The sequence below is a fragment of the Micromonospora endophytica genome (assembly GCF_003236305.1).
GTDB classification, from domain to species: Bacteria; Actinomycetota; Actinomycetes; order Mycobacteriales; family Micromonosporaceae; genus Micromonospora; species Micromonospora endophytica.
In genome coordinates, this window is sequence record NZ_POTX01000010.1 from 1 (window position 1) to 20,607 (window position 20,607).

A 20,607-nucleotide genomic window follows, 5' to 3' on the forward strand; every position below is an offset into this window, starting at 1 on the left:
CGCCCCGGCCCGCCCGGTGCCGCCCCCGCCGGGCCGCAGGCGGAGAGGGGACAGAGGGTAGATGACTCCGGAGGAGATTCTCGCCGCCGACGCCGCGCACGTCTGGCATCCGTACGCCGCGTTGCCGCCGGCGGTGCCGCCCTACCTGGTGGAGAGCGCCGAAGGTGTACGACTGCGCCTGGCCGACGGGCGTGAGCTGGTCGACGGCATGTCGTCCTGGTGGGCGGCGATCCACGGCTACCGGCATCCGGTGCTGGATGCCGCGGTCACCGACCAGGTGGGCCGGATGAGCCATGTGATGTTCGGCGGCCTGACCCATGCTCCCGCCGTGGAGTTGGCTCGCACCCTCGTCGAGTTGGCGCCGGAGGGGCTGGAACACGTGTTCCTGGCCGACTCCGGCTCGGTGAGCGTCGAGGTCGCGGTCAAGATGTGCCTGCAGTACCAGCGGGCCGTCGGTCGGCCGCAGCGTCGCCGGCTGGGCACCTGGCGGGGCGGCTACCACGGCGACACCTTCCATCCGATGAGTGTGTGCGATCCCGAGGGCGGCATGCACCATCTCTGGCGGGACGTGCTGCCCCGGCAGGTCTTCGCTCCGATGCCGCCCGCCGACCACGGGTCCACACCGGACCCTGGGTACGAGGCGGTGCTGGTCGAGGCGGTCGAGCGGCACGCCGACGAACTGGCGGCGGTGATCGTCGAGCCGGTGGTGCAGGGCACCGGGGGGATGCGTTTCCACCATCCGCACTATCTGCGGGTGCTGCGCGAGGTGACCCGGGCCCACGACGTGCTGCTGATCTTCGACGAGATCGCCACCGGGTTCGGCCGTACCGGGACGATGTTCGCCGCCGAGCAGGCCGGAGTCGCCCCGGACGTGATGTGCGTGGGCAAGGCGCTCACCGGCGGCTACCTGACGCTTGCCGCGGCGCTCTGCACGGCGGAGATCGCGCGAGGCATCCGCTCCGGAGGGGTGTTGGCGCACGGGCCGACCTTCATGGGCAATCCGCTGGCCTGTGCGGTCGCCAATGCCTCCCTGGCCCTGCTGCGTACGGAGAACTGGGCCACGCAGGTGTCGCGGCTTCAACGGGGCCTGCGGGCCGGCCTGGAGCCGCTGCGACCGTTGCCGGGTGTGGTGGACGTGCGGGTGCTCGGCGGGATCGGTGTGGTGCAGCTCGACCACCAGGTGGACATCCCGGCGGCCACCGCTGCCGCGGTGGCGCGGGGGGTGTGGCTGCGGCCGTTCCGGGACCTGATCTACACCATGCCGCCGTACGTCACCGACGACGCCGACCTGGCGCTGATCGCAGCCGGGATCGGGGCGGCGGTCACGGCAGCCTGAGCAGTCAGGCAGTGACGCCCGGTCCCATTTGAGTAGTCGGACAGGGCAGATTGAGTATGAGAGAGAGGCGCTGACGGAATGGAGAGCTTCGGCGTACGGCTGGATCGGGCCGTTAGGGAGCGAGGACCGCTCTGTGTCGGGATTGATCCGCACCCGGAATTGTTGGCCCGCTGGGGCCTCGCCGACGACGTCGACGGGTTGGAGCGGTTCGCCCGGACCGTCGTGGACGCCCTCGGTGACCGGGTTGCGGTGATCAAGCCCCAGTCGGCGTTCTTCGAGCGATTCGGGTCTCAAGGGCTGGCGATCCTTGAGTCAACTATCCGACAGTTACGCGAGCGTGGCTCGCTCGTTCTGCTTGACGTCAAGCGCGGCGACATCGGATCTACAGTTCGTGCGTACGCTTCGGCGTATCTTGATCCATCCAGTCCCGTATATGTCGACGCGATCACCGCGAGTCCTTTTCTGGGCGTCGGATCGCTCGCGCCGATGTTCGAGTTGGCCGCCGAGCACGGGGGCGGAGTCTTCGTTCTGGCGCTCACCTCCAACCCTGAGGGCGCCTCGGTCCAGCGCGCCCGCGCCGCTGACGGGCGTACCGTCGCGCAGCTGGTTATCGATGAGATTGCCCAGCTCAACGCGGGTGCTCAACCACTCGGAAGCATCGGCCTGGTGATCGGCGCGACGGTCGGCGAGACCGGCTGTGACCTGTCGCGGGTGAACGGCCCACTGCTCGCGCCGGGCCTCGGTGCGCAGGGCGCGACCGCAGCGGATCTGCGCGCGGTGTTCGGTCCGGCGTTGCCCACGGTGCTGCCGTCGTACTCCCGTGAGGTGTTGGGAGCGGGCCCACGCCCGGAGGCGTTGCGGGCCGCGGCGGACCGCGCGGTGAGCGACTGCCGGGGCGTTCTGGCGATGTCATGACTGACTGACGGGTCGGTCACTTTGTGGTGATGGTCGCGCGCCCACGTTGCCGAAAGCTCCGTTGACCGCTAGTTTTCCCCGCGCTGGGAACCCCTTGGTTCACAGCGACACCACGTTTCACAGATGCGGCGGTGCGACCCGCCCGTCGCGATAGGGACCTGAGGAGAACTGGTGCCGCTCCCGTCACTGACCCCTGAGCAGCGCGCAGCCGCGCTGGAGAAGGCCGCGGAGATCCGCAAAGCCCGTGCCGAGCTGAAGGAGCAGCTCAAGCAGGGCAAGACCACCCTTGCTGCCGTCCTTGAGCGGGCCGAGTCCGACGATGTCGTCGGCAAGCTCAAGGTGTCGGCCGTGCTCCAGGCGATGCCGGGCATCGGCAAGATCCGGGCCACCCAGATCATGGAGAAGCTCAAGATCGCCGACAGCCGTCGCCTGCGTGGCCTCGGCGAGCAGCAGCGCAAGGCCCTGCTTGGGGAGTTCGCCGCCAACTGAGCAACGGCTGCGTGTAGAAACAAGCAGTGAGCTTGGATGACGAGGCGCGCCCGGCGACTCGGCTCACTGTCCTGGCCAGCCCATCCGGTGCCGGCAGGGAGAGTGTCGTCGAGTTGGTCCGGGCGCGTTCTCCGTCAGTGTGGACGCCGGTCACGCTCACCACCCGGCCACGTCGGCAGGGCGAGCGGGACGGCGTCCATCGGCTCTTCGTCGCAGCGGCGGAGTTCGACCGCCGGGTCGCCGCCGGCGAACTGCTGGAGTGGAGCCGGTTCGGCGCACACCGGCGGGGCACCGAGCTGGCCCCGCTGCGGTGCCGGGTCGCCGCCGGTCAGCCGGTCCTGCTGCCCCTGGACCTCGACGGGGCGCTGCTGGTCCGGGCCGCGTGGCCCGGAGCGCTGCTCGTCCTGCTCCATCCGCCCGGACGACTTCCCGACCCGGCCGCGACGGTGGCCTTCGACCGCTGCCTGTCCCACGACCGAACCGAGCGCGTGGTGAACGAGCTGGTAGGATTCATCGGTTCTTCCTTCCTGGCTCCGGCCCGGCCGCGTCCGCGCGGTTGAGCGCCGGCACCGCGGCAACGCGGTCCGTGCGAAAGACGCAGAGGTTTATCCGTGGGATCCATCGCCAACCCCGAAGGCATCACCAACCCGCCGATCGACGAGCTCCTGGAGAAGACGACGTCGAAGTACGCGCTTGTCATCTTCGCGGCCAAGCGCGCGCGTCAGGTCAACGCCTACTACAGCCAGCTCGGCGAGGGCCTGCTCGAATACGTCGGCCCGCTGGTCGAGACCACCCCGCAGGAGAAGCCGCTCTCCATCGCGATGCGTGAGATCAACGCCGGCCTGCTCACCGCCGAGCCGACCGACCAGCCGTAAACCCGCCCGTCACGATGAGCGCCCGGATCATCCTCGGGGTGGGTGGCGGCATCGCCGCCTACAAGGCGTGTGAGCTGTTGCGCCTCCTCACCGAGTCGGGCCATGCGGTGCGGGTCGTGCCGACCGCCGCCGCGCTGCGGTTCGTCGGCGCGCCGACCTGGGCGGCGCTCTCCGGCCATCCGGTCGCCGAGGACGTCTGGACCGACGTGCACGAGGTGCCGCATGTTCGCCTCGGCCAACAGGCCGACCTGGTGGTGGTCGCTCCGGCCACCGCCGACCTGCTGGCCAAGGCCGCCCAGGGGCTCGCCGACGACCTGCTCACCAACACCCTGCTCACCGCCCGCTGCCCGGTGCTGCTGGCACCGGCCATGCACACCGAGATGTGGGAGCACCCGGCCACCTCCGCCAACGTCGCCACGTTGCGAGCCCGGGGCGTACGGGTGATCGAACCGGCGGTGGGGCGGCTCACCGGTGCCGACACCGGCAAGGGCCGGTTGCCCGACCCGGCGGAGATCTTCGCCGTCGCCCGGCGGGCCCTGGCCCGCGGCCTCGGCGCACCTGCGGACCTGACCGGCCGGCACGTGGTGATCACCGCTGGCGGCACCCGGGAGCCACTGGACCCGGTGCGGTTCCTCGGCAACCGTTCCTCCGGCAAGCAGGGGTACGCCTTCGCCCGGTCCGCTGTCGCCCGGGGTGCCCGGGTGACGTTGATCTCGGCGAACGTCACGCTGCCCGATCCGGCCGGGGCGGACCTGGTCCGGGTCGGTAGCACCGCGGAGTTGCGCGAGGCGACGCTGACGGCGGCGGTCGGGGCCGACGCGGTGGTGATGGCGGCGGCTCCGGCCGATTTCCGGCCCGCGACCTACTCAACTGGCAAAATCAAGAAGTCGGACGACGGCGTGGCGCCCACCATCGACCTGGTGACCAACCCGGACATCGCCGCCGAGCTGGGCCAGCGTCGTCGACCGGAACAGGTGCTGGTGGTGTTCGCCGCGGAGACCGGCGACGCGGAGGCCAACGGGCGGGCCAAGCTCGCCCGTAAGCGGGCCGACCTCATCGTGATCAACGAGGTGGGCCCGGACAAGGTCTTCGGTGCCGAGACGAACGCCGCCACCGTCATCGGCGCGGACGGTTCGGTCAACCGGATGCCCGAACGGTCCAAAGAGGACCTGGCTGACGACGTGTGGGATCTGGTGGTCGCCCGGTTCCCGGACGGCACCTCCCGGCCGTTGGACGATGGCAACCGTTGACCTGAAGCACTGCTGCCGGTGGCTACACTGCCGCAGTACGACATCCAAAATTTTAGGAGTGCCGTGACACGCCGCCTCTTCACGTCCGAATCGGTCACGGAAGGCCACCCGGACAAGATCGCCGACCAGATCAGCGATGGCATCCTCGACGCACTGCTCAGCGAGGACCCCCACAGCCGGGTGGCCGTGGAGACACTGATCACCACCGGTCAGGTCCACGTCGCCGGCGAGGTGACCACCAAGGCGTACGCCGACATCCCGACGATCGTCCGGGAGACCATCCTCGGCATCGGCTACGACTCGTCGAAGAAGGGCTTCGACGGCGCGTCCTGCGGCGTCAGTGTCTCGATCGGCTCCCAGTCCCCGGACATCGCCCAGGGCGTCGACAACGCCTTCGAGCTGCGGACCGGGGCATCGGAGAGCGCGTTGGACGCCCAGGGCGCCGGTGACCAGGGCATGATGTTCGGCTTCGCCTGCTCGGAGACGCCGGAGCTGATGCCGCTGCCGATCGCCCTGGCGCACCGGCTGGCCCGCCGCCTCTCGGCGGTCCGCAAGGACGGCACGGTTCCTTACCTCCGTCCCGACGGCAAGACCCAGGTCACCATCGAGTACGACGGCCTGCGGCCGGTACGACTCAACACGGTGGTCGTCTCCAGCCAGCACGCCGCGGACATCTCGCTGGAGTCGCTGCTCACGCCGGACGTGCGCGACCACGTCATCCAGCCGGAGCTGGAGAGCCTCGGCCTGGACACCGAGGGTTACCGCCTCCTGGTCAACCCGACCGGCCGCTTCGAGATCGGTGGCCCGATGGGTGACGCCGGCCTGACCGGGCGGAAGATCATCGTCGACACCTACGGCGGCTACGCCCGGCACGGCGGTGGCGCCTTCTCCGGCAAGGACCCGTCGAAGGTCGACCGGTCCGCCGCGTACGCCATGCGGTGGGTGGCCAAGAACGTGGTCGCCGCCGGCCTGGCCGAGCGCTGCGAGGTGCAGGTCGCGTACGCGATCGGCAAGGCGCACCCGGTGAGCCTGTTCATCGAGACCTTCGGCACCGAGACTGTGCCGGTCGCCTCGATCGAGAAGGCGGTCACCGAGATCTTCGACCTGCGTCCGGCCGCCATCATCAGGGATCTGCAGCTGCTGCGGCCGATCTACGCGCAGACCGCCGCGTACGGCCACTTCGGCCGTGAGCTGCCGGACCTGACCTGGGAGAACACCGACCGGGCCGCCGACCTCAAGTCGGCCGCGGGAGCCTGACCGGCGACAGGCGCGACGACCGGCGGCCCGCTGACGGGTCGCCGGTCGCGCGTGTCTGCGTCGACGTGCCGCTGGCTCACCTGGACCGCCTGTTCGACTATCTGGTCCCGCAGGCGTTGGCCGCCGACGCGGTGCCGGGGGTCCGGGTGAAGGTGCGCTTCGCCGGCCAGCTCGTCGACGGGTGGCTGCTGGAACGGGCCGAGCGCTCCGACCACCCCCGGCTGGCGTACCTGGAGAAGCTGGTCTCACCGGTGCCGGTGCTGGCGCCCGAGGTGGCCCGGCTGGCCCGGGCCGTCGCCGACCGATACGCCGGCAGCCTGGCCGACGTGCTGCGGCTGGCGGTGCCACCCCGGCACGCCCGGGTGGAGAAGGAAACCACCGCCCCGGCCACCCCGCCGCAGGAGCCAAGCGCGTCGCAGGAGCCGGACGTGGTCCAGGAGCCGGGCGTGGTCCAGGAGCCGAGCGCGGCGGGGGAGCCGAGCGGGTGGCAGGACTATCCGGCCGGTCCGGCGCTGCTGCGTGCGCTCGCCGAGGACCGCGCGCCCAAGGCGGTGTGGTCGGCGTTGCCGGGGGAGGACTGGGCGGCCCGCTACGCCGAACTGGTCGCCGCCACCGTGGCCGCCGGCCGGGGTGCACTGGTGGTGGTCGCCGACGGGCGGGACCTGGACCGGCTCGACGCGGCGCTGACCGCGACCCTCGGACCGGGCCGGCACGTGTGCCTCTCCGCCGCGCTCGGGCCGGCGCGACGGTACCGCGCCTTCCTCGCCGCCCGCCGTGCCGACGCGCCGGTGGTGATCGGCACCCGGGCGGCCATGTTCGCCCCGGTGGCAAGGCTCGGTCTGGTGGCGATCTGGGACGACGGCGACGACCTGCACGCCGAGCCTCGGGCACCGTACCCGCACGCCCGGGACGTGCTGCTCACCCGGGCCCAGCTCGAAAACGCCGCCGCGCTCGTCGGTGGTTTCGCGCGTACCGCCGAGGCGCAACTGCTCGTGGAGACCGGTTGGGCCCGGGAGGTGGTCGCCGACCGGGCGGTGCTGCGGGCGCGTACCCCCGCCGTCACACCGACCGGCGACGACCCGCAGCTGGCCCGCGACCCGGCCGCGGCCACCGCCCGGCTACCCAGCCTGGCCTGGACCGCCGCGCGCGAGGCGTTGCGGGCCGAACTGCCGGTCCTGGTCCAGGTGCCGCGCCGGGGCTACCTGCCCTCGGTGGCCTGCGCCGAGTGTCGGGCCCCGGCCCGCTGCCCGCACTGCGCCGGACCGCTGGCGTTGCCGTCGGCCGGCGGGGCGCCCGCCTGCCGTTGGTGTGCCCGGGTCGCCGCCGCGTACGCCTGCCCGCACTGTGGCGGGCGGCGGCTACGGGCCTCGGTCGTCGGGGCCCGGCGCACCGCCGAGGAACTGGGCCGGGCCTTTCCTGGTGTGCCGGTGCGTACCTCGGGGCGGGAGGAGGTGCTGGCGGAGGTGCCCGGTGGCGCCGGCCTGGTGATCGCGACCCCGGGTGCCGAACCGGTGGCCAACGGTGGCTACGGCGCGGTGCTGCTGCTGGACACCTGGGCGCTGCTCACCCGGGCCGACCTGCGGGCCGGTGAGGAGGCGCTGCGGCGGTGGACGGCCGCGGCGGCGCTGGCCCGACCCGCTGCCGCCGGTGGCCGGGTGGTGGTGGTCGCCGACGGCGCGCTCGCGCCGGTGCAGGCGCTGCTGCGCTGGGACGCGCCCTGGTTCGCCGCGCGGGAACTGGCCGAGCGGCGGGAGTTGGGTTTTCCGCCAGCGGTCCGGATGGCGAGCGTCACCGGAGTGCCCGACGCCGTGGCCGACCTGCTGGCGCAGGCGCGGCTGCCCGACGGGGCGGAACTGCTCGGTCCGGTGCCGGCCGACGGTGAGCGGGAGCGGATGCTGGTCCGGGTGCCGCGGGCCCGGGCCGCCGCGCTGGCCGAGGCGCTGCACGTGGCAGCCGGGGTACGCAGCGCCCGCAAGGCGGCCGATCCGGTACGTGTGCAGATCGACCCGCTCGCGCTGTTCTGACGTTGTCGGGCCGGTCACGGTGGGTGGCGTTCGCCGGTGGCCCCGGTGTGGGTGGTAGCATCGCCCGTCATGCCGACCACGGCGGGACCGCGTCGGTCCGGCGATATCAATGATCTCAATCAGCCGGTGATCAGGGGTGGACCAGTCGTGACCGTTCGTCAGTCGATCGTCTTCAACGGTGACCTGGGCAGCGGCAAGAGCACCGTCTCGGTAAAGATCGCCGAACGGCTCGGGCTACGCCGGGTCAGTGTCGGCGATCTCTACCGGCAGATGGCCCAGGAGCGGCAGATGACCGCTCTTCAGCTCAACCTGCACGCCGAGTTGGACCAGGCGGTCGACGGCTACGTCGACCAGCTCCAGCGGGACATCGCCGCCTCCGGTGAGAGCCTGGTCATGGACTCGCGGCTGGCCTGGCACTTCTTCACCGACGCGCTCAAGGTGCACATGATCACCGAGCCGGGTGAGGCGGCCCGCCGGGTGCTGCTGCGCCCCTCCGGTCCGGCCGAGAGCTACACCTCGCTGGAGGAGGCCAAGGCCAAGCTCAGGGAGCGCAGCGAGAGTGAACGCGGCCGCTTCCTGATCCGCTACGGCGTGGACAAGGCCCGGCTGCGCAACTACGACCTGATCTGCGACACCACCCGCGCGCCGGCCGGCGAGGTGATCGAACGCATCGTCGACGCGTACGAGGGGCGCCTCGCCCCCGAGGTGCTGCGGGGCGCGCCGCCGCTGCTGCTGCTGGACCCGGCCCGGGTCTACCCGACCGAGGACGTCGCGGGCCTGCGTGGGCTCTGGGACTCGAACGCCGCCGAGGAGATCGCCGCCGCCGGCGAGACGGAGCTGGAGCCGCTGGAGATCGGCTACACCGGTGAGTACTTCTTCGTGGTCAACGGGCACCGCCGCCTCAGTGCCGCCCTGCGCAGCGGGTTCCGCCTGGTGCCGGGCCGGTTGGTGGCCGAGGTCGAGGAGCCGGTGGTGGGCGACACGGGCGCCGTCGACTACTTCGCCGCGCACGCCCGGCCCAGCCTGATCCACGACTGGGCGGCGGCTCACGAGATCCACCTGCCGTTGCCGGAGCACGCCCTGCTCGCCGGGGACGCGGTGCTGGCCGGGGAGTCCGGCAACGCCGGCTGAGCGCGCCGCGCGCCGCCGCCTGGAGCACGCCGCCTGGGCGGGCCGCCTGGGCACGCCGCCTGGGCACGCCGCCTGGGGCGGGCCCGCTGGCGGTGCGCGGGCATGATGGAGCCTTCGGCACACCGGGGAGGCCATCATGGACGCCGCCGAGGCGCTCGCATCGCTCATGTCGCCTCAGGGGCGCGTCGACCCGTACCCGGCGTACGAGCGGTTGCGCGCCTTCGGGCCGGTGGTGCAGACCGGTCCGGGCCTGTACGCGGTCACCGGCTACGCCGAGGCCGACGAACTCCTGCGCGACAGCCGGCTCCGGATGCTGGACGGCGAGCTGCGCGACCAGATCCTGCCGCAGTGGCGGGACAGCCCGGCCCTGTCGTCGATCGCCCGGTCGATGCTGCGGACCAACCCACCCGACCACAGCCGGATGCGACGGCTGGTCGCCGGCGCCTTCACCCCGCGCCGGATCACGGCCATGCGCGAGGTGGTGGCGACGCAGGCCGGCGAGCTGATCGCGACGATGGCGGCGGACGGCCGGGGCGGGTCGCCGGTCGATTTCATGGCCGAGTTCGCCTATCCGCTGCCGGTCGGGGTGATCTGCGCGCTGCTCGGCGTGCCGGCCGCCGACCGTCCGCTGTTCCGGCGCTGGGCGGCCGACCTCACCGGCGCCCTGGAGCCGGAGATCACCCCGGCCGAGCTGGCGGTGGCCGACGCGGGCGCCACCGAGCTGCGCGACTACTTCACCGAGCTGGTCGCGGCCCGCCGCCGGATCCCGGGTGACGACCTGACCTCCGCGCTGGTGCAGGCGCACGACGCCGAGGAGCGGCTTTCCGCCGAGGAACTGCTGGCCAACCTGGTGATCCTGCTGGTGGCCGGCTTCGAGACCACCACCAACCTGCTCGGCAACGGCCTGGCGGTGCTGCTGGCACATCCCCGGGCCGCCGACGGGCTGCGCCGCCACCCGGAGCAGGCCCCGGCCTACGTCGACGAGCTGCTGCGCTACGACTCGCCGGTGCAGTTGACCACCCGTACCAGCGGCGAGGCGGTCCGGATCGGCGGTGTCGAGCTGCCCACCGGCAGCTGGCTCCTGCTGCTGCTCGGTGCGGCCAACCGGGATCCCCGCCGCTATCCGGAGCCGGACCGCTTCGATCCGTGGCGGGCCCTGCCCAGCCCGCTCTCCTTCGGCGCCGGACCGCACTACTGTCTCGGTGCCGGGCTGGCCCGGCTGGAGGCCCAGGTCGCCCTCCCGATGCTGCTGCGCCGGCTGCCCGAGCTGGCCCCGGCCGGCGCACCCCGGCGCCGGATCCGGTTGACCCTGCGCGGGTACGACAACCTGCCGGTCACCGTGGGTGAACCGGCGCCGGCCGCTGATCATGATGCGCCGGACGGGCGTGGACCGGGCACTCCGTAGACTGGTACGGCACTCGCCGTCCCGCCTAAGGAGTCAACCCGCGTGACCGTCCAGCCCATCCGTCTGTTCGGGGATCCGGTGCTGCGCACGCCGGCGGATCCGGTGGTCGACTTCGACGCCGAGCTGCGCACGCTCATCGCCGACCTGACCGACACCATGCGTGAGCGCAACGGTGCCGGCCTCGCCGCCCCGCAGCTCGGCGTGAGCCTGCGGGTGTTCACCTTCCACGTCGACGACGTGCTGGGCCACCTGGTCAACCCGGTGCTGGAGTTCCCCGACGCCGAGGAGCAGGACGGCCCGGAGGGCTGCCTCTCCATCCCCGGGCTCTACTTCGACACCAAGCGGCGGCAGAACGTTGTCGCCAAGGGCTTCACCGGCCACGGAGACCCGGTGCAGATCGTCGGCACCGGCCTGATGGCGCGCTGTGTGCAGCACGAGACCGACCACCTCGACGGGGTGCTCTTCATCGACCGGCTGGATCCGGCCGGTCGCAAGGAGGCGATGAAGGCCATCCGCCAGGCCGAGTGGTACGACGCCGCCGCGCCGCCCACTGTCAAGCTGAGCCCGCACGGCGCCGGCAACCCCTTTGGCCTGGGGCGGTGACCCGGTGCGTGTGATCTTCGCCGGTACGCCGGCCGTCGCCGTTCCCGCCCTCGCCGCCGTGGCCGAGTCCCGGCACGAGCTGGTCGCCGTGGTCACCCGGCCCGACGCTCCCGCCGGGCGGGGCCGCGGACTGCTCCGCTCCCCGGTCGGCGCCTGGGCCGACGAGCGCGGCATCGAGGTGCTGACCCCGGCCCGCCCGCGTGAACCCGAGTTCCTGGACCGGCTGCGTGAGCTGGCACCGGACTGTGTCCCGGTGGTGGCCTACGGTGCCCTGGTGCCGCCGGTGGCGCTGGCGATTCCCCGGCACGGCTGGGTGAACCTGCACTTCTCGCTGCTGCCCGCCTGGCGGGGCGCGGCGCCGGTGCAGCACGCCGTGCTGCACGGCGACGAGCTGACCGGTGCCAGCGTCTTCCAATTGGAGGAGGGGCTGGACACCGGGCCGGTCTACGGCACGCTCACCGACGAGATCCGGCCCACCGACACCTCGGGTGACCTGCTGGAGCGGTTGGCCCACACCGGTGCCGGGCTGCTGGTGGCGGTCCTCGACGCGCTTGCCGACGGCACCGCCCGGGCCGAGCCGCAGCCCGCCGACGGGGTGTCGCTGGCACCCAAGCTGACCGTCGAGGACGCCCGGGTGCGCTGGGCCGACCCGGCCTTCGCGGTGGACCGGCGGATCCGCGCCTGCACCCCGGCACCCGGCCCGTGGACCACCTTCCGGGACGAGCGGGTGAAACTGGGCCCGGTGACCCCGGCCCCCGACGCCGCCGACCTGAAGCCCGGCGAGCTGCGGGTGGAGAAGGCCCGGGTGCTGGCCGGCACGGCCACCGTGCCGGTCCGGCTGGGCGAGGTGCGGGCGGCGGGTAAACGGGCCATGGCGGCCACCGACTGGGCGCGCGGCGTCCGGGTCGCGGCCGGGGAGGAGTTCGCGTGAGGGAGACCGCACCCCGGCGGGGTACGGAACGTCGGGGGCCGCGCGCCGTGCGGCCGGCGGTGGACCTGCCGCGACACGCCGCGTACGAGGCCGTCGCGGCGGTCAACCGCGACGACGCGTACGCCAACCTGGTGCTTCCGGTGATCCTGCGCGAGCAGGGGCTCATCGGTCGGGACGCCGCCTTCGCCACCGAGTTGACCTACGGCACCCTGCGTCATCTCGGCACCCTCGACGCGATCCTCACCTCCGCCGCCGGCCGGGACGTGCAGCGCATCGACCCACCGGTACGCGACGCGTTGCGGCTCGGTGCGTACCAGTTGCTGCACACCCGGGTGCCCGCGCACGCGGCGGTCTCCTCCACCGTCGACCTGGTCCGGACGGTGGGCCCGGGTGCCACCGGCTTCGCCAACGCGGTGCTGCGCGAGGTGGCCGGGCAGGACCTCGACGGCTGGGTGTCGCGCCTGGCGCCGTCGCCGGAGACCGACCCGATCGGTCACCTGGCGCTGGCCCACAGTCATCCACAGTGGATCGTCAGGGCGTTCTCCGAGGCACTCGGCGGTGACCTCGGCGAGACCACCCGGCTGCTGATCGAGGACAACGTACGCCCGCCGGTGCACCTGTGTGCCCGGCCGGGCCTGGCCGACCCGGTGGAGTTGGCCGACGAGGCAGGTGGCGCGCCGGGTGCCTTCTCGCCGTACGCCGTCTATCTCGGTGGTGGATCGCCGGGCGACCTGGCGGCGGTGGCCGACGGGCGGGCCCATGTCCAGGACGAGGGTTCCCAACTGGTCGCCACCGCCCTGGCCGTGGCGCCGGTGGACGGCCCGGACGGCCGCTGGCTCGACCTGTGTGCCGGGCCGGGTGGCAAGTCGGCGCTGCTCGGCGCCATCGCCGCGCAGCGCGGCGCGCGGCTGACCGCGGTGGAGGTGGCCGAACATCGGGCCCGGCTGGTCGAGAAGGCGACCCAGGGCCTGCCGGTCACCGTGCTGCACACCGACGGCCGGCTGGTCGGCAGCGAGGCGAAGCTGCCGGAGGAACACTTCGACCGGGTGCTCGTCGACGCGCCGTGCACCGGTCTGGGCTCGCTGCGCCGCCGACCCGAGTCCCGGTGGCGACGTCAGCCGTCCGACCTGCCGGCGTTGACCCGGCTCCAGCGCGAGCTGCTCGCCGCCGGTCTGCGGGCGCTGCGGCCCGGTGGAGTGCTTGCCTATGTCACCTGTTCGCCGCACACCGTGGAAACTCACGTGTCGGTGACCGAGGCGGCCCGTCGCAGCGGCACCGCTGTCGACTTCGTCGACGCCCGGCCGTTGCTGCCGGCGGGCATGCCGGGGCTCGGTGACGGGCCGACCGTGCAACTGTGGCCGCACCGGCACGGCACCGACGCCATGTTCCTCGCCCTGCTCCGCCGCACCTGAGCTGCGCGGCGGAGCGGCATAGTTGTCAAAAGCGGCGGTAGGATAAAAGTATGACCGTGAAGCTGAGTATCAGCGTGCCCGACGACGTTGCCAGTTACCTACAGAGCCAGGGCAACGCGTCCGCCGCTGTTGTGGAGGCCGTACGACGGGTCCTGCCCGACGCCCGGCGAGCACGGCAGCGGGAAGCGGCTCAGGCGTACGGGGAATACCTGCGTCAGCGGTCCGTCGAGCGGGTCGAGGCCGACCGGGCGCTGATCGAGGAGAGCAACGACATCGCCCTGCGTGACTCGCACTGGTGAGACGTGGGCAGATCTGGACCCTGTTGCGTGGAGGTAGCCAGCATCGGGTTCTGGTGATCAGCAATGACGAGTACAACAGCGTCGACGAGCTTGCCATCTGGGCGTTGACCGTCGTTCGCGAGGTACCCCATCCGAACCATCTTGCGGTACGCCTCGACGGCGACGACCCCCTCCCAGGCGCGTACGTCAGAATCCACAGTGTGGTGCAGATCCTGGATCGGGATGCGCTGCGTGACAATCATGGCTTTGTCTCACACTCCACCATGAGCGCCATCGAGGCGGCCCTTCGCGAGTTTCTGGAGTTGCCGTAGCTCGCGCACGATCCGGACAGCAGTTGCACCAAGTCGAAGTCGTACCCGCCGGGCAGCGCCCCGACGGGTCGACCGGGTCGTAGGTTGGCAGGATGCAATCGCTCGCCGTCTTCCTGCGTACCCTGACCGAGGCACAGCTCACCAGTCTGGTCGCGACCCGTCGCGACGTGACGCTGGAACCTGCGCCGCAGACCACGGAGCAACTCGCCGCCCGGCTGCTGCATCCCGCGTCGATGGCGGCTGCCTGTGCGTTGCTCACTCTGCCGCAGCTCCAGGTGGGGGAGGCCGCCAGCGCGTTGGGAGACGGGTGGAGCAGCGCGCGGCTGGCGACGCTTGTGGGCGCACCGGAAGACGACGCGGATCTGGCGGCGGCGCTGCGCCGGCTCACCGAGCTTGCGCTGATCTGGCCGCTCGACGACGGGTTCGCGGCGTCGCATCTGGAGCCGTTGTGGCCGCACCCGCTGGACCTCGGGCCCGGGGCCGCCGAACTGTTCGCCACGAGGAACATGACCGAGTTGCGCAGGTTGGCAAAGTCGTACGGGATCGCCGCGGCGGGCCGGAGCAAGGACGAGTTGATCGCTGCGCTGGCCGGCTGGCTGGCGGTGCCGGAGAACGTACGCCGGCTGGTGGCACCGGCTTCCGCCGACGTTCGCCGCCGGCTCACCATGCTCGCCATCGAGCCCGCACAGCCGTACGGCATGCCGGGGATGATGTTCGGTGCGCCCGGGGTGGGGGTGCCGTGGGCTGTCGAGCGGGGTCTCGTCGTCCGCTCCGACTGGGGTGTCGAGCAGATGCCCCGAGAGGTCGCACTCGCGCTGCGAGAGGGTGCCGTCGGCGCCTTCGATCCGCAGCCGCCAGCCGTGCCGACCACCCCGGTCGACACGGCGGACACCGAACGGGAGGCCGCTGCCGCCGCCGCCGAGGCGCTCGCCGCGCTGACCGCCATCGCCGGCACCATGAGCGACGGTCCGGTCCCGCTGTTGAAGACGGGCGGTCTCGGCGTACGCGAGCTGCGGCGGATCGTCAAGTCGTCCGGCCAGGACGAGGATCGAACCCGCCTCACCGTCGAACTGCTCGCCGCCGGTGGCCTCACCGAGGCGTCGGAGGCCGGCCTGATCCTCACGAGGGGCTACGACGAGTTCGCCGCCACCGAACCCGCCGACCAGTTACTGGAGATCGTGAATGACTGGCTGACGATGCCGGCGTGTCCGCTCGCGCCGTCCGACTCGACTGCCGTCTCCTCCCGCGTTCTCTACTGGGACGAAGGGGAGGAGATGATTCTGACGGGTCTGCGCATCATGATGTTGCGTGCTCTCGTCGGCATCGTCCCCGAAGGTCACGCCACCGACCCCGAACTGCTCACCGAGCGGCTGGCCTGGCAGAGCCCGATCCTCACCGGCCAGGCCGAGGAGGATCTGTACCGGTACGTCACCGGCATCTGGCGGGAGGCCCACCAGCTCGGCCTGCTCGCACACGGTGCACCGACCGGGTTCTGCCGTGCGATGTTCACAGGCGACAGCGATGCGGCGCACCGGCAGGCTCAGGCCATGCTGCCCCGCACCCGCGACACGGTCCTGTTGCAGAACGACCTCACCGCAGTGGTCACCGGCACCCCGTCGGCCGACCTGCTGGCGTTGCTGGACAGGGTGGCCACGCCGGAGTCCCGTAGCGGCGCCTGGACCTGGCGGTTCTCCCCGGCCAGCGTCCGTGGCGCGCTCGACGCCGGACACACCCCGGCGGATCTGCTGGCGCGGATCACCGCGGTGGCCGACGGCAACCGGGTGCCGCAGACGCTCACCTACCTGATCAGCGATCTGGCCCGCCGGTACGGCCGCGTGCAGGTGCGCCCGGTCGGCTGCTGCCTGTGCAGCGACGACGAAGCTTTGCTCAGCGAGCTGCTGCACACCCGTTCGTTGCAGGCCCTGCATCTGGTCAGGCTCGCCCCGACCGTGCTTGCCAGCGCCCAACCGCAGGCTGAGACCCTGGCCGCCCTGCGCGCCGCCGGCCACGCCCCGGCCGGTCTGCGCATCGACGGCCGCCCGGCGATCGAGGAACCGTCGGGCCGCCGTGCCGCTGCACCGCCCACCGAGACCGACGGCGATGACCTGATCCCGCTGCCGCGCCTGAGCAACCCGGCCGATCTCGCGCGAGCACTGCACGACGGCCGTCCTCATTGATCGGAAACTGATGCGTTCTGCTCCGGCCCGGCCCGGCGTAGGTCGTCAACCAACTCTGCCGCCACCTGCGCCGGCTCGGACAGGCAGCGCCAGGCGGGCACCCGGCGGACAGGTGTGGAACCACGTGTGACATCGAGTCGAGCGAGCACCCGGCGGAGCCCCCGACCGTTGGGGTCGCCCATTGGATCGTCGACGACGACGGCCAGTTCGGCATCCCCGTGCCCCACCACGAAATCGACGGGCCGCCCGGCCACCACGACGTCGCGCCGCACAGTGAAGGCGGTGCTCCGAAGGGCAAGGTGCAATCGATCCGCTGGCGCTGTCGCGGCATCCGGTGGGGCGCCGGCGACATCATGAACCAACGCCAAGGCGGTCAGCAGGCCGCGTTGGCCCGACCACCACGACCGATCACCGACCACGACGAGCTGAGATTTTGCCCGGGTGATGGCGACGTTCCACAGGTTGGTCTGGTGTACCAGCCAGCCCCGGGTTCGGTCCGGAGTGCCGTGCGCCCCGACCGGCGAGACGACCATGATGTCTCGTTCGCTGCCCTGAAACTTGTGGATCGTCGCGCAGAGCAGATTCTCGGTGAGGCCGGCATCGCGCAGGGCCGCGGCCAGGCGACGCTGGTGCGCGGCAAGCGGCGTGACCACCCCGATCGAGACATCGGGGTACGCGGCCCGCAGGCCCGTCACCTCGGCGACGACCGCGTCGATCTCGATCTGGTTGAGCCCGGATCCGGTTGCGCCACGGCTGAACTGTCCGGGCACGTCGCGCCAACGCACCGCTGGATCGGCCGCAGCGGCCAACCGGTTCGGATCTGTCAGCACGGCGAGCCGCCCCTGGTAGACCTCCCGGTTCGGCACGTCCACGATGTCCGGGTGGCACCGGTAGTGCTCGTCGAGGAGATGTGCCGCGCCCGCGGCGGTGGCGAACGCGTCGTACGCGGAGTGGGCCGTGTAGGTCAGCCGGCGGCTGGTGAGCCAGCCCGTACCCAGTTCCGCTCGGGCGCGTTCGGCGACGTCGTCGCTCTCCGGCAGGTCCACGACGGGGGCGAGCTGACGAGGGTCGCCGATGAGCAGGGCACGCTTGGCGCGGTAGAGCATGGGCAGGATCGCGGGAATGGTGCACTGTGCCGCTTCGTCGATCACCACGAGGTCGTACATCGCGGGGCTTCTCTTCAATCGCCGGGCGGACAGCGCGGTCACTGCCCAGCCCGGCAGCACTCGGAGCAACTCCGGGAAATAGGCCCAACTGTCCGACTGCGGCTTGGCCATCTCATCGGCTCGGTCCTGGAGCAGGCGCGCTCCCGCAGCCACCCGCCGGGCGATCTGGGACCGCAGTACGTCGATGCTGAGGGCGGGCCGTTCGGTGCCGGTCAAGTCGACCAGTCGCCGCCAGGTGACTTCGGCGTCGGGCAGTTCAGCGATGCTCCGCTGGCACTGCCGCCACCGCAGTTCGAACACTGCCCGCTCGGCGAGCTCCTTGACGGCATCCCGATCCACGACCTGATACGACCGCAGCCGCCACCGGTACCACCAGCCGAACCACCGGCTGGCGAGGGCTCGATCGGTCAGCTGGACGAGGCGCGCCAGCGCCGTGTCATCGGTGGGCAGCGGTGCCGCGCCGATGCCGGAGTCGACCTCACGCTCAACGGCCAGGTCTGCGAGGTCACGTTCGAGCTGCCGCCGCTTGTCCAAGGCCGTACGGAGGCCAGCGGCCTCTTCACCCAGGAGTCGCAGCTCGTGCAGGGGTGTCCGGTCCTCCGGCGTGGTGGGCCGTTCCGCCGGTGGATACGCCGCCAGGAGGTCGGCGAGGTGCTTCGGTTCCTGCATACGGTGGTCCTTGTTGCCCGTACGCAGCAGCAGGCCCGGGCCGATCAGGTCGGTCACCCGGTCGAGCACGGAGTCCACGGCCTGGTTGCTGGTGGAGCCGATCAGCACGCTCTGGCCGGCGGCGGTGGCGGTGGCCAGCAGAGCCGTGACGAGTTGACTCTTACCGGTGCCCGGCGGCCCCTGGGCGACAGTCAACGGCTGTGACATCGCCGCTTGGATGATCTCTTCCTGCGCCTCGTTCGTCGGGCTCATCGCCACCGTCGTGACCTTCGCCGCAACTGCCTCGTCCGGGCGGACCGCCAGCGCAGCCAGCGCCGTCCGCTCGATGAGCCGAGGGTTTTTGATCATGCCTCGTAGGTCGTCGACGAGCTGCCGCTGCGGCGACTCGGCGGCGTCGACGGCGTACAGGATCGCGGCGTTCTGCACCCCGTTCACCGGCCCCGTCCGGATGGTGCCGCCGAGCCTGGCCGGATCCAACTCCGTCACCGGGCTCAACCCGAACGTCTTCACGAGCACGTCGACGGTGGCGGTGAGGGACGCAGGGTCGCCGGGCGCGAATGCCTGTTCGACGCGGAGCCGCAGTTCGTCGGCCTCCACTTCGGAGAGCTGTAACAGGTCGACGAGCGCGGCACTGGGCCGGGGCGGAAAGGAGGCGTGCAGGACGTCGTCCGCGCCGACGGTGACATCACAGACCAGCAGCGGCGCGAGCCGGAGTGGCTTCTGCCGAGCCGGCCGAACCGCGACGACGGGATAGCCGTACTGGATCTCCCGGCCGTCGGCGCGCGCCCGCGCGGCGAGTTTCGCCGCCCCACCGCCGAGCTGGACGGGCGTTTCCGAGGTGAAGACGGCCTCGGCCCCCGGTGGTGCCGCGACATACGTCCCGCTTGCCTGCGGGTCGATGAACGACTGCAGCACTGTCGACCGCTGCATGCAGTTGATGTAGTAGGTCACCAGCCGACGCCACTGGTCCGCATCGAACGGCGCCTCGTCCGCCGGGCTCGCCGTGACGACCGTGACCTGCCGTGCCGCAGCGACGGAGCCCGGGGCAGTCACCAGCCGGATCGGCTCGGTGACGCCCTCGCTCGACTCCACCGGCGTGTGCTGGCGACGCCGGGCCATCTCGGTCGAGGCGTACCGGGAAAGGTCATTGGTGGTGATCCACCCATCGTCGGAAGACCCCTCGGCCGCACCGCGCAGACCGTCAAGCAGCACCTCGGTGAAGACCGAGGGGCGGTCGGGTCCCTGCGCCTTCGACGCCTTCTGGTGTGTGCTGGAGGTCAAAATGAAGGTGCCCCGCTGCCGTTTGAGGCGGCGTGGCTCTTCCCGTACACCGCCCCGGAACCGGTGCCGGGCCGTGAACGCACCGGAGAAACAGCAATCGAGAAGGACGACCTTCTGGCTGGCCTTGGAGTCGTTGAGCAGATGACGCAGCATGCCGTCGGTGTCGAAGGCGGTCGCGTGCAACTGCCCGCTGACCGTGTCGGTCGCCGCGAGGAACAGCGACTGACCGTCACCGTGCAGCACCCCGTGACCCGAGTAGTAGAGCAGGGCCAGGTCGCCGGTGCGTCGTACCCCGTAGAACTCCTCGACGACCTGACGGAGGTGCGCCGCCGGCAGGTCGAGTTCGGCACGTACGCTGTCGAACTCGCCAGCGCTGTCCAGCAGTGCCTTGAGCTGCGTAACGTCCTGCTGCACCGAGGGTAGGGGCGCGAGCGTTTGGTCGACGTGGCAGGTGGCCGTGCCGAGCAACAGGGCGTGCCGGCCCATCAGGGACGGGCCCGTTCGATCGCGGCCTGCACCGTTCTGATCAGTTCGTCGGTCTGTGCATGGGTGGGCCGGTCGATGGTCAGCTCGATGTCACCGACGCGCAGATGCACCCGGCGGCCGGTGTGGCGTTGCAGGAAGGCCAGGACAACGTCAACCAACGCCTGCACGTAGCCGGGCTCGGTGCCCGCCAACACGGTGACCACGCCGAGCGCCAGCTCTGCGACGCCCTTGGCATCCCTGTCAACGCTGGCTCGCTCGACGCGAGAAACCTCGCCGACCTCGCGGAGGTCATCCGCCAGCTCGTCGGTCAGCTCGCCGAGGACGAACTCGTCATCATCGGCGAGCGGCGTGAAGGCGATCCGGATGCGGACGCGGGACATCCAACCTCCTGACTGTGCGGCGCGAACCAATCTACGGAAAGGGCGCCGTCGGCACCTGCTTCTGTCAGCTTGTTGATCGAAAGTCCGCTACTGATCAGGCATCTCTGGTCCTACATGGAGCATGGGTTATTCCGATGTGGAATCGTGTACTAACCTTCACGCCTGCCGTCCGGACGCCTGCTCCACCTGTGACGTTCGATGAATGAGGCG

18 protein-coding genes are annotated in these 20,607 nt (G+C 71.5%); 16 read left to right on the forward strand and 2 right to left on the reverse strand.

Features of this window, described 5'->3' with window-relative positions; translation table 11 throughout:
* Positions 1-61: 61 nt before the first annotated feature.
* From C1I93_RS02760 to C1I93_RS02835, 16 genes are all read left to right on the forward strand, one after another.
* Positions 62-1,336, forward strand: a complete 1,275-nt coding sequence (locus tag C1I93_RS02760) for an adenosylmethionine--8-amino-7-oxononanoate transaminase (protein WP_111241613.1) — start codon at positions 62-64, stop codon at positions 1,334-1,336.
* Positions 1,337-1,414: 78 nt separating this feature from the next.
* Positions 1,415-2,251, forward strand: a complete 837-nt coding sequence (gene pyrF / locus C1I93_RS02765; protein ID WP_111241614.1) for an orotidine-5'-phosphate decarboxylase — start codon at positions 1,415-1,417, stop codon at positions 2,249-2,251.
* A 171-nt stretch (positions 2,252-2,422) separates the two neighbouring features.
* Positions 2,423-2,740 carry an integration host factor, actinobacterial type gene (mihF, locus tag C1I93_RS02770; protein ID WP_088962722.1) on the forward strand — a complete coding sequence of 106 codons (318 nt, stop codon included), beginning with the start codon at positions 2,423-2,425 and terminating at the stop codon, positions 2,738-2,740.
* Positions 2,741-2,766: 26 nt separating this feature from the next.
* The gene (locus C1I93_RS02775; protein ID WP_111241615.1) at positions 2,767-3,300 is read left to right on the forward strand and encodes a nucleoside/nucleotide kinase family protein; all 534 of its coding nucleotides are present in this window, start codon (positions 2,767-2,769) and stop codon (positions 3,298-3,300) included.
* Positions 3,301-3,351: 51 nt separating this feature from the next.
* A complete protein-coding gene (rpoZ, locus tag C1I93_RS02780; protein WP_007075826.1) occupies positions 3,352-3,615 on the forward strand; it encodes a DNA-directed RNA polymerase subunit omega in 264 nt (87 codons plus the stop codon).
* A 14-nt stretch (positions 3,616-3,629) separates the two neighbouring features.
* Positions 3,630-4,865 carry a bifunctional phosphopantothenoylcysteine decarboxylase/phosphopantothenate--cysteine ligase CoaBC gene (gene coaBC / locus C1I93_RS02785; protein WP_111241616.1) on the forward strand — a complete coding sequence of 412 codons (1,236 nt, stop codon included), beginning with the start codon at positions 3,630-3,632 and terminating at the stop codon, positions 4,863-4,865.
* A gap of 63 nt (positions 4,866-4,928) precedes the next feature.
* A complete protein-coding gene (gene metK, locus C1I93_RS02790) occupies positions 4,929-6,122 on the forward strand; it encodes a methionine adenosyltransferase (RefSeq protein ID WP_111241617.1) in 1,194 nt (397 codons plus the stop codon).
* A 65-nt stretch (positions 6,123-6,187) separates the two neighbouring features.
* On the forward strand, positions 6,188-8,146 hold the full coding sequence (locus C1I93_RS02795) for a primosomal protein N' (RefSeq protein WP_223256206.1): 1,959 nt from the start codon (positions 6,188-6,190) through the stop codon (positions 8,144-8,146).
* Between the two features lie 147 nt (positions 8,147-8,293).
* Positions 8,294-9,277 (forward strand): AAA family ATPase, encoded by a 984-nt coding sequence (locus C1I93_RS02800; protein ID WP_111241618.1) that lies wholly within the window; start codon positions 8,294-8,296, stop codon positions 9,275-9,277.
* Between the two features lie 136 nt (positions 9,278-9,413).
* Entirely contained in the window at positions 9,414-10,682 is a 1,269-nt protein-coding gene (locus C1I93_RS02805) for a cytochrome P450 (protein WP_111241619.1), read from the forward strand.
* Positions 10,683-10,724: 42 nt separating this feature from the next.
* The gene (def, locus tag C1I93_RS02810) at positions 10,725-11,285 is read left to right on the forward strand and encodes a peptide deformylase (protein ID WP_111241620.1); all 561 of its coding nucleotides are present in this window, start codon (positions 10,725-10,727) and stop codon (positions 11,283-11,285) included.
* Between the two features lie 4 nt (positions 11,286-11,289).
* On the forward strand, positions 11,290-12,216 hold the full coding sequence (fmt, locus tag C1I93_RS02815; protein WP_111241650.1) for a methionyl-tRNA formyltransferase: 927 nt from the start codon (positions 11,290-11,292) through the stop codon (positions 12,214-12,216).
* Entirely contained in the window at positions 12,171-13,628 is a 1,458-nt protein-coding gene (locus C1I93_RS02820) for an RsmB/NOP family class I SAM-dependent RNA methyltransferase (protein ID WP_223256216.1), read from the forward strand. Before fmt ends, C1I93_RS02820 begins: the two co-directional genes overlap by 46 nt.
* Before the next feature lie 50 nt (positions 13,629-13,678).
* Positions 13,679-13,927 carry a hypothetical protein gene (locus C1I93_RS02825; RefSeq protein ID WP_111241621.1) on the forward strand — a complete coding sequence of 83 codons (249 nt, stop codon included), beginning with the start codon at positions 13,679-13,681 and terminating at the stop codon, positions 13,925-13,927.
* Positions 13,924-14,238 (forward strand): type II toxin-antitoxin system PemK/MazF family toxin, encoded by a 315-nt coding sequence (locus tag C1I93_RS02830; protein ID WP_181444986.1) that lies wholly within the window; start codon positions 13,924-13,926, stop codon positions 14,236-14,238. The genes C1I93_RS02825 and C1I93_RS02830 overlap by 4 nt, the downstream gene beginning before the upstream one ends.
* 92 nt (positions 14,239-14,330) lie before the next feature.
* Entirely contained in the window at positions 14,331-16,415 is a 2,085-nt protein-coding gene (locus tag C1I93_RS02835; RefSeq protein ID WP_111241623.1) for a helicase-associated domain-containing protein, read from the forward strand.
* On the opposite strand, the gene C1I93_RS02840 is transcribed toward C1I93_RS02835, so the two are convergent.
* Together C1I93_RS02840 and C1I93_RS02845 are read right to left on the reverse strand one after the other, a co-directional pair.
* Positions 16,409-20,017 (reverse strand): caspase, EACC1-associated type, encoded by a 3,609-nt coding sequence (locus tag C1I93_RS02840; RefSeq protein WP_111241624.1) that lies wholly within the window; start codon positions 20,015-20,017, stop codon positions 16,409-16,411. The two genes, C1I93_RS02835 and C1I93_RS02840, sit on opposite strands and share 7 nt — an antisense overlap.
* Positions 20,017-20,397: a hypothetical protein gene (locus C1I93_RS02845; RefSeq protein WP_111241625.1), complete on the reverse strand. Its 381-nt coding sequence runs from the start codon at positions 20,395-20,397 to the stop codon at positions 20,017-20,019. The genes C1I93_RS02840 and C1I93_RS02845 overlap by 1 nt, the downstream gene beginning before the upstream one ends.
* Positions 20,398-20,607 lie beyond the last annotated feature (210 nt).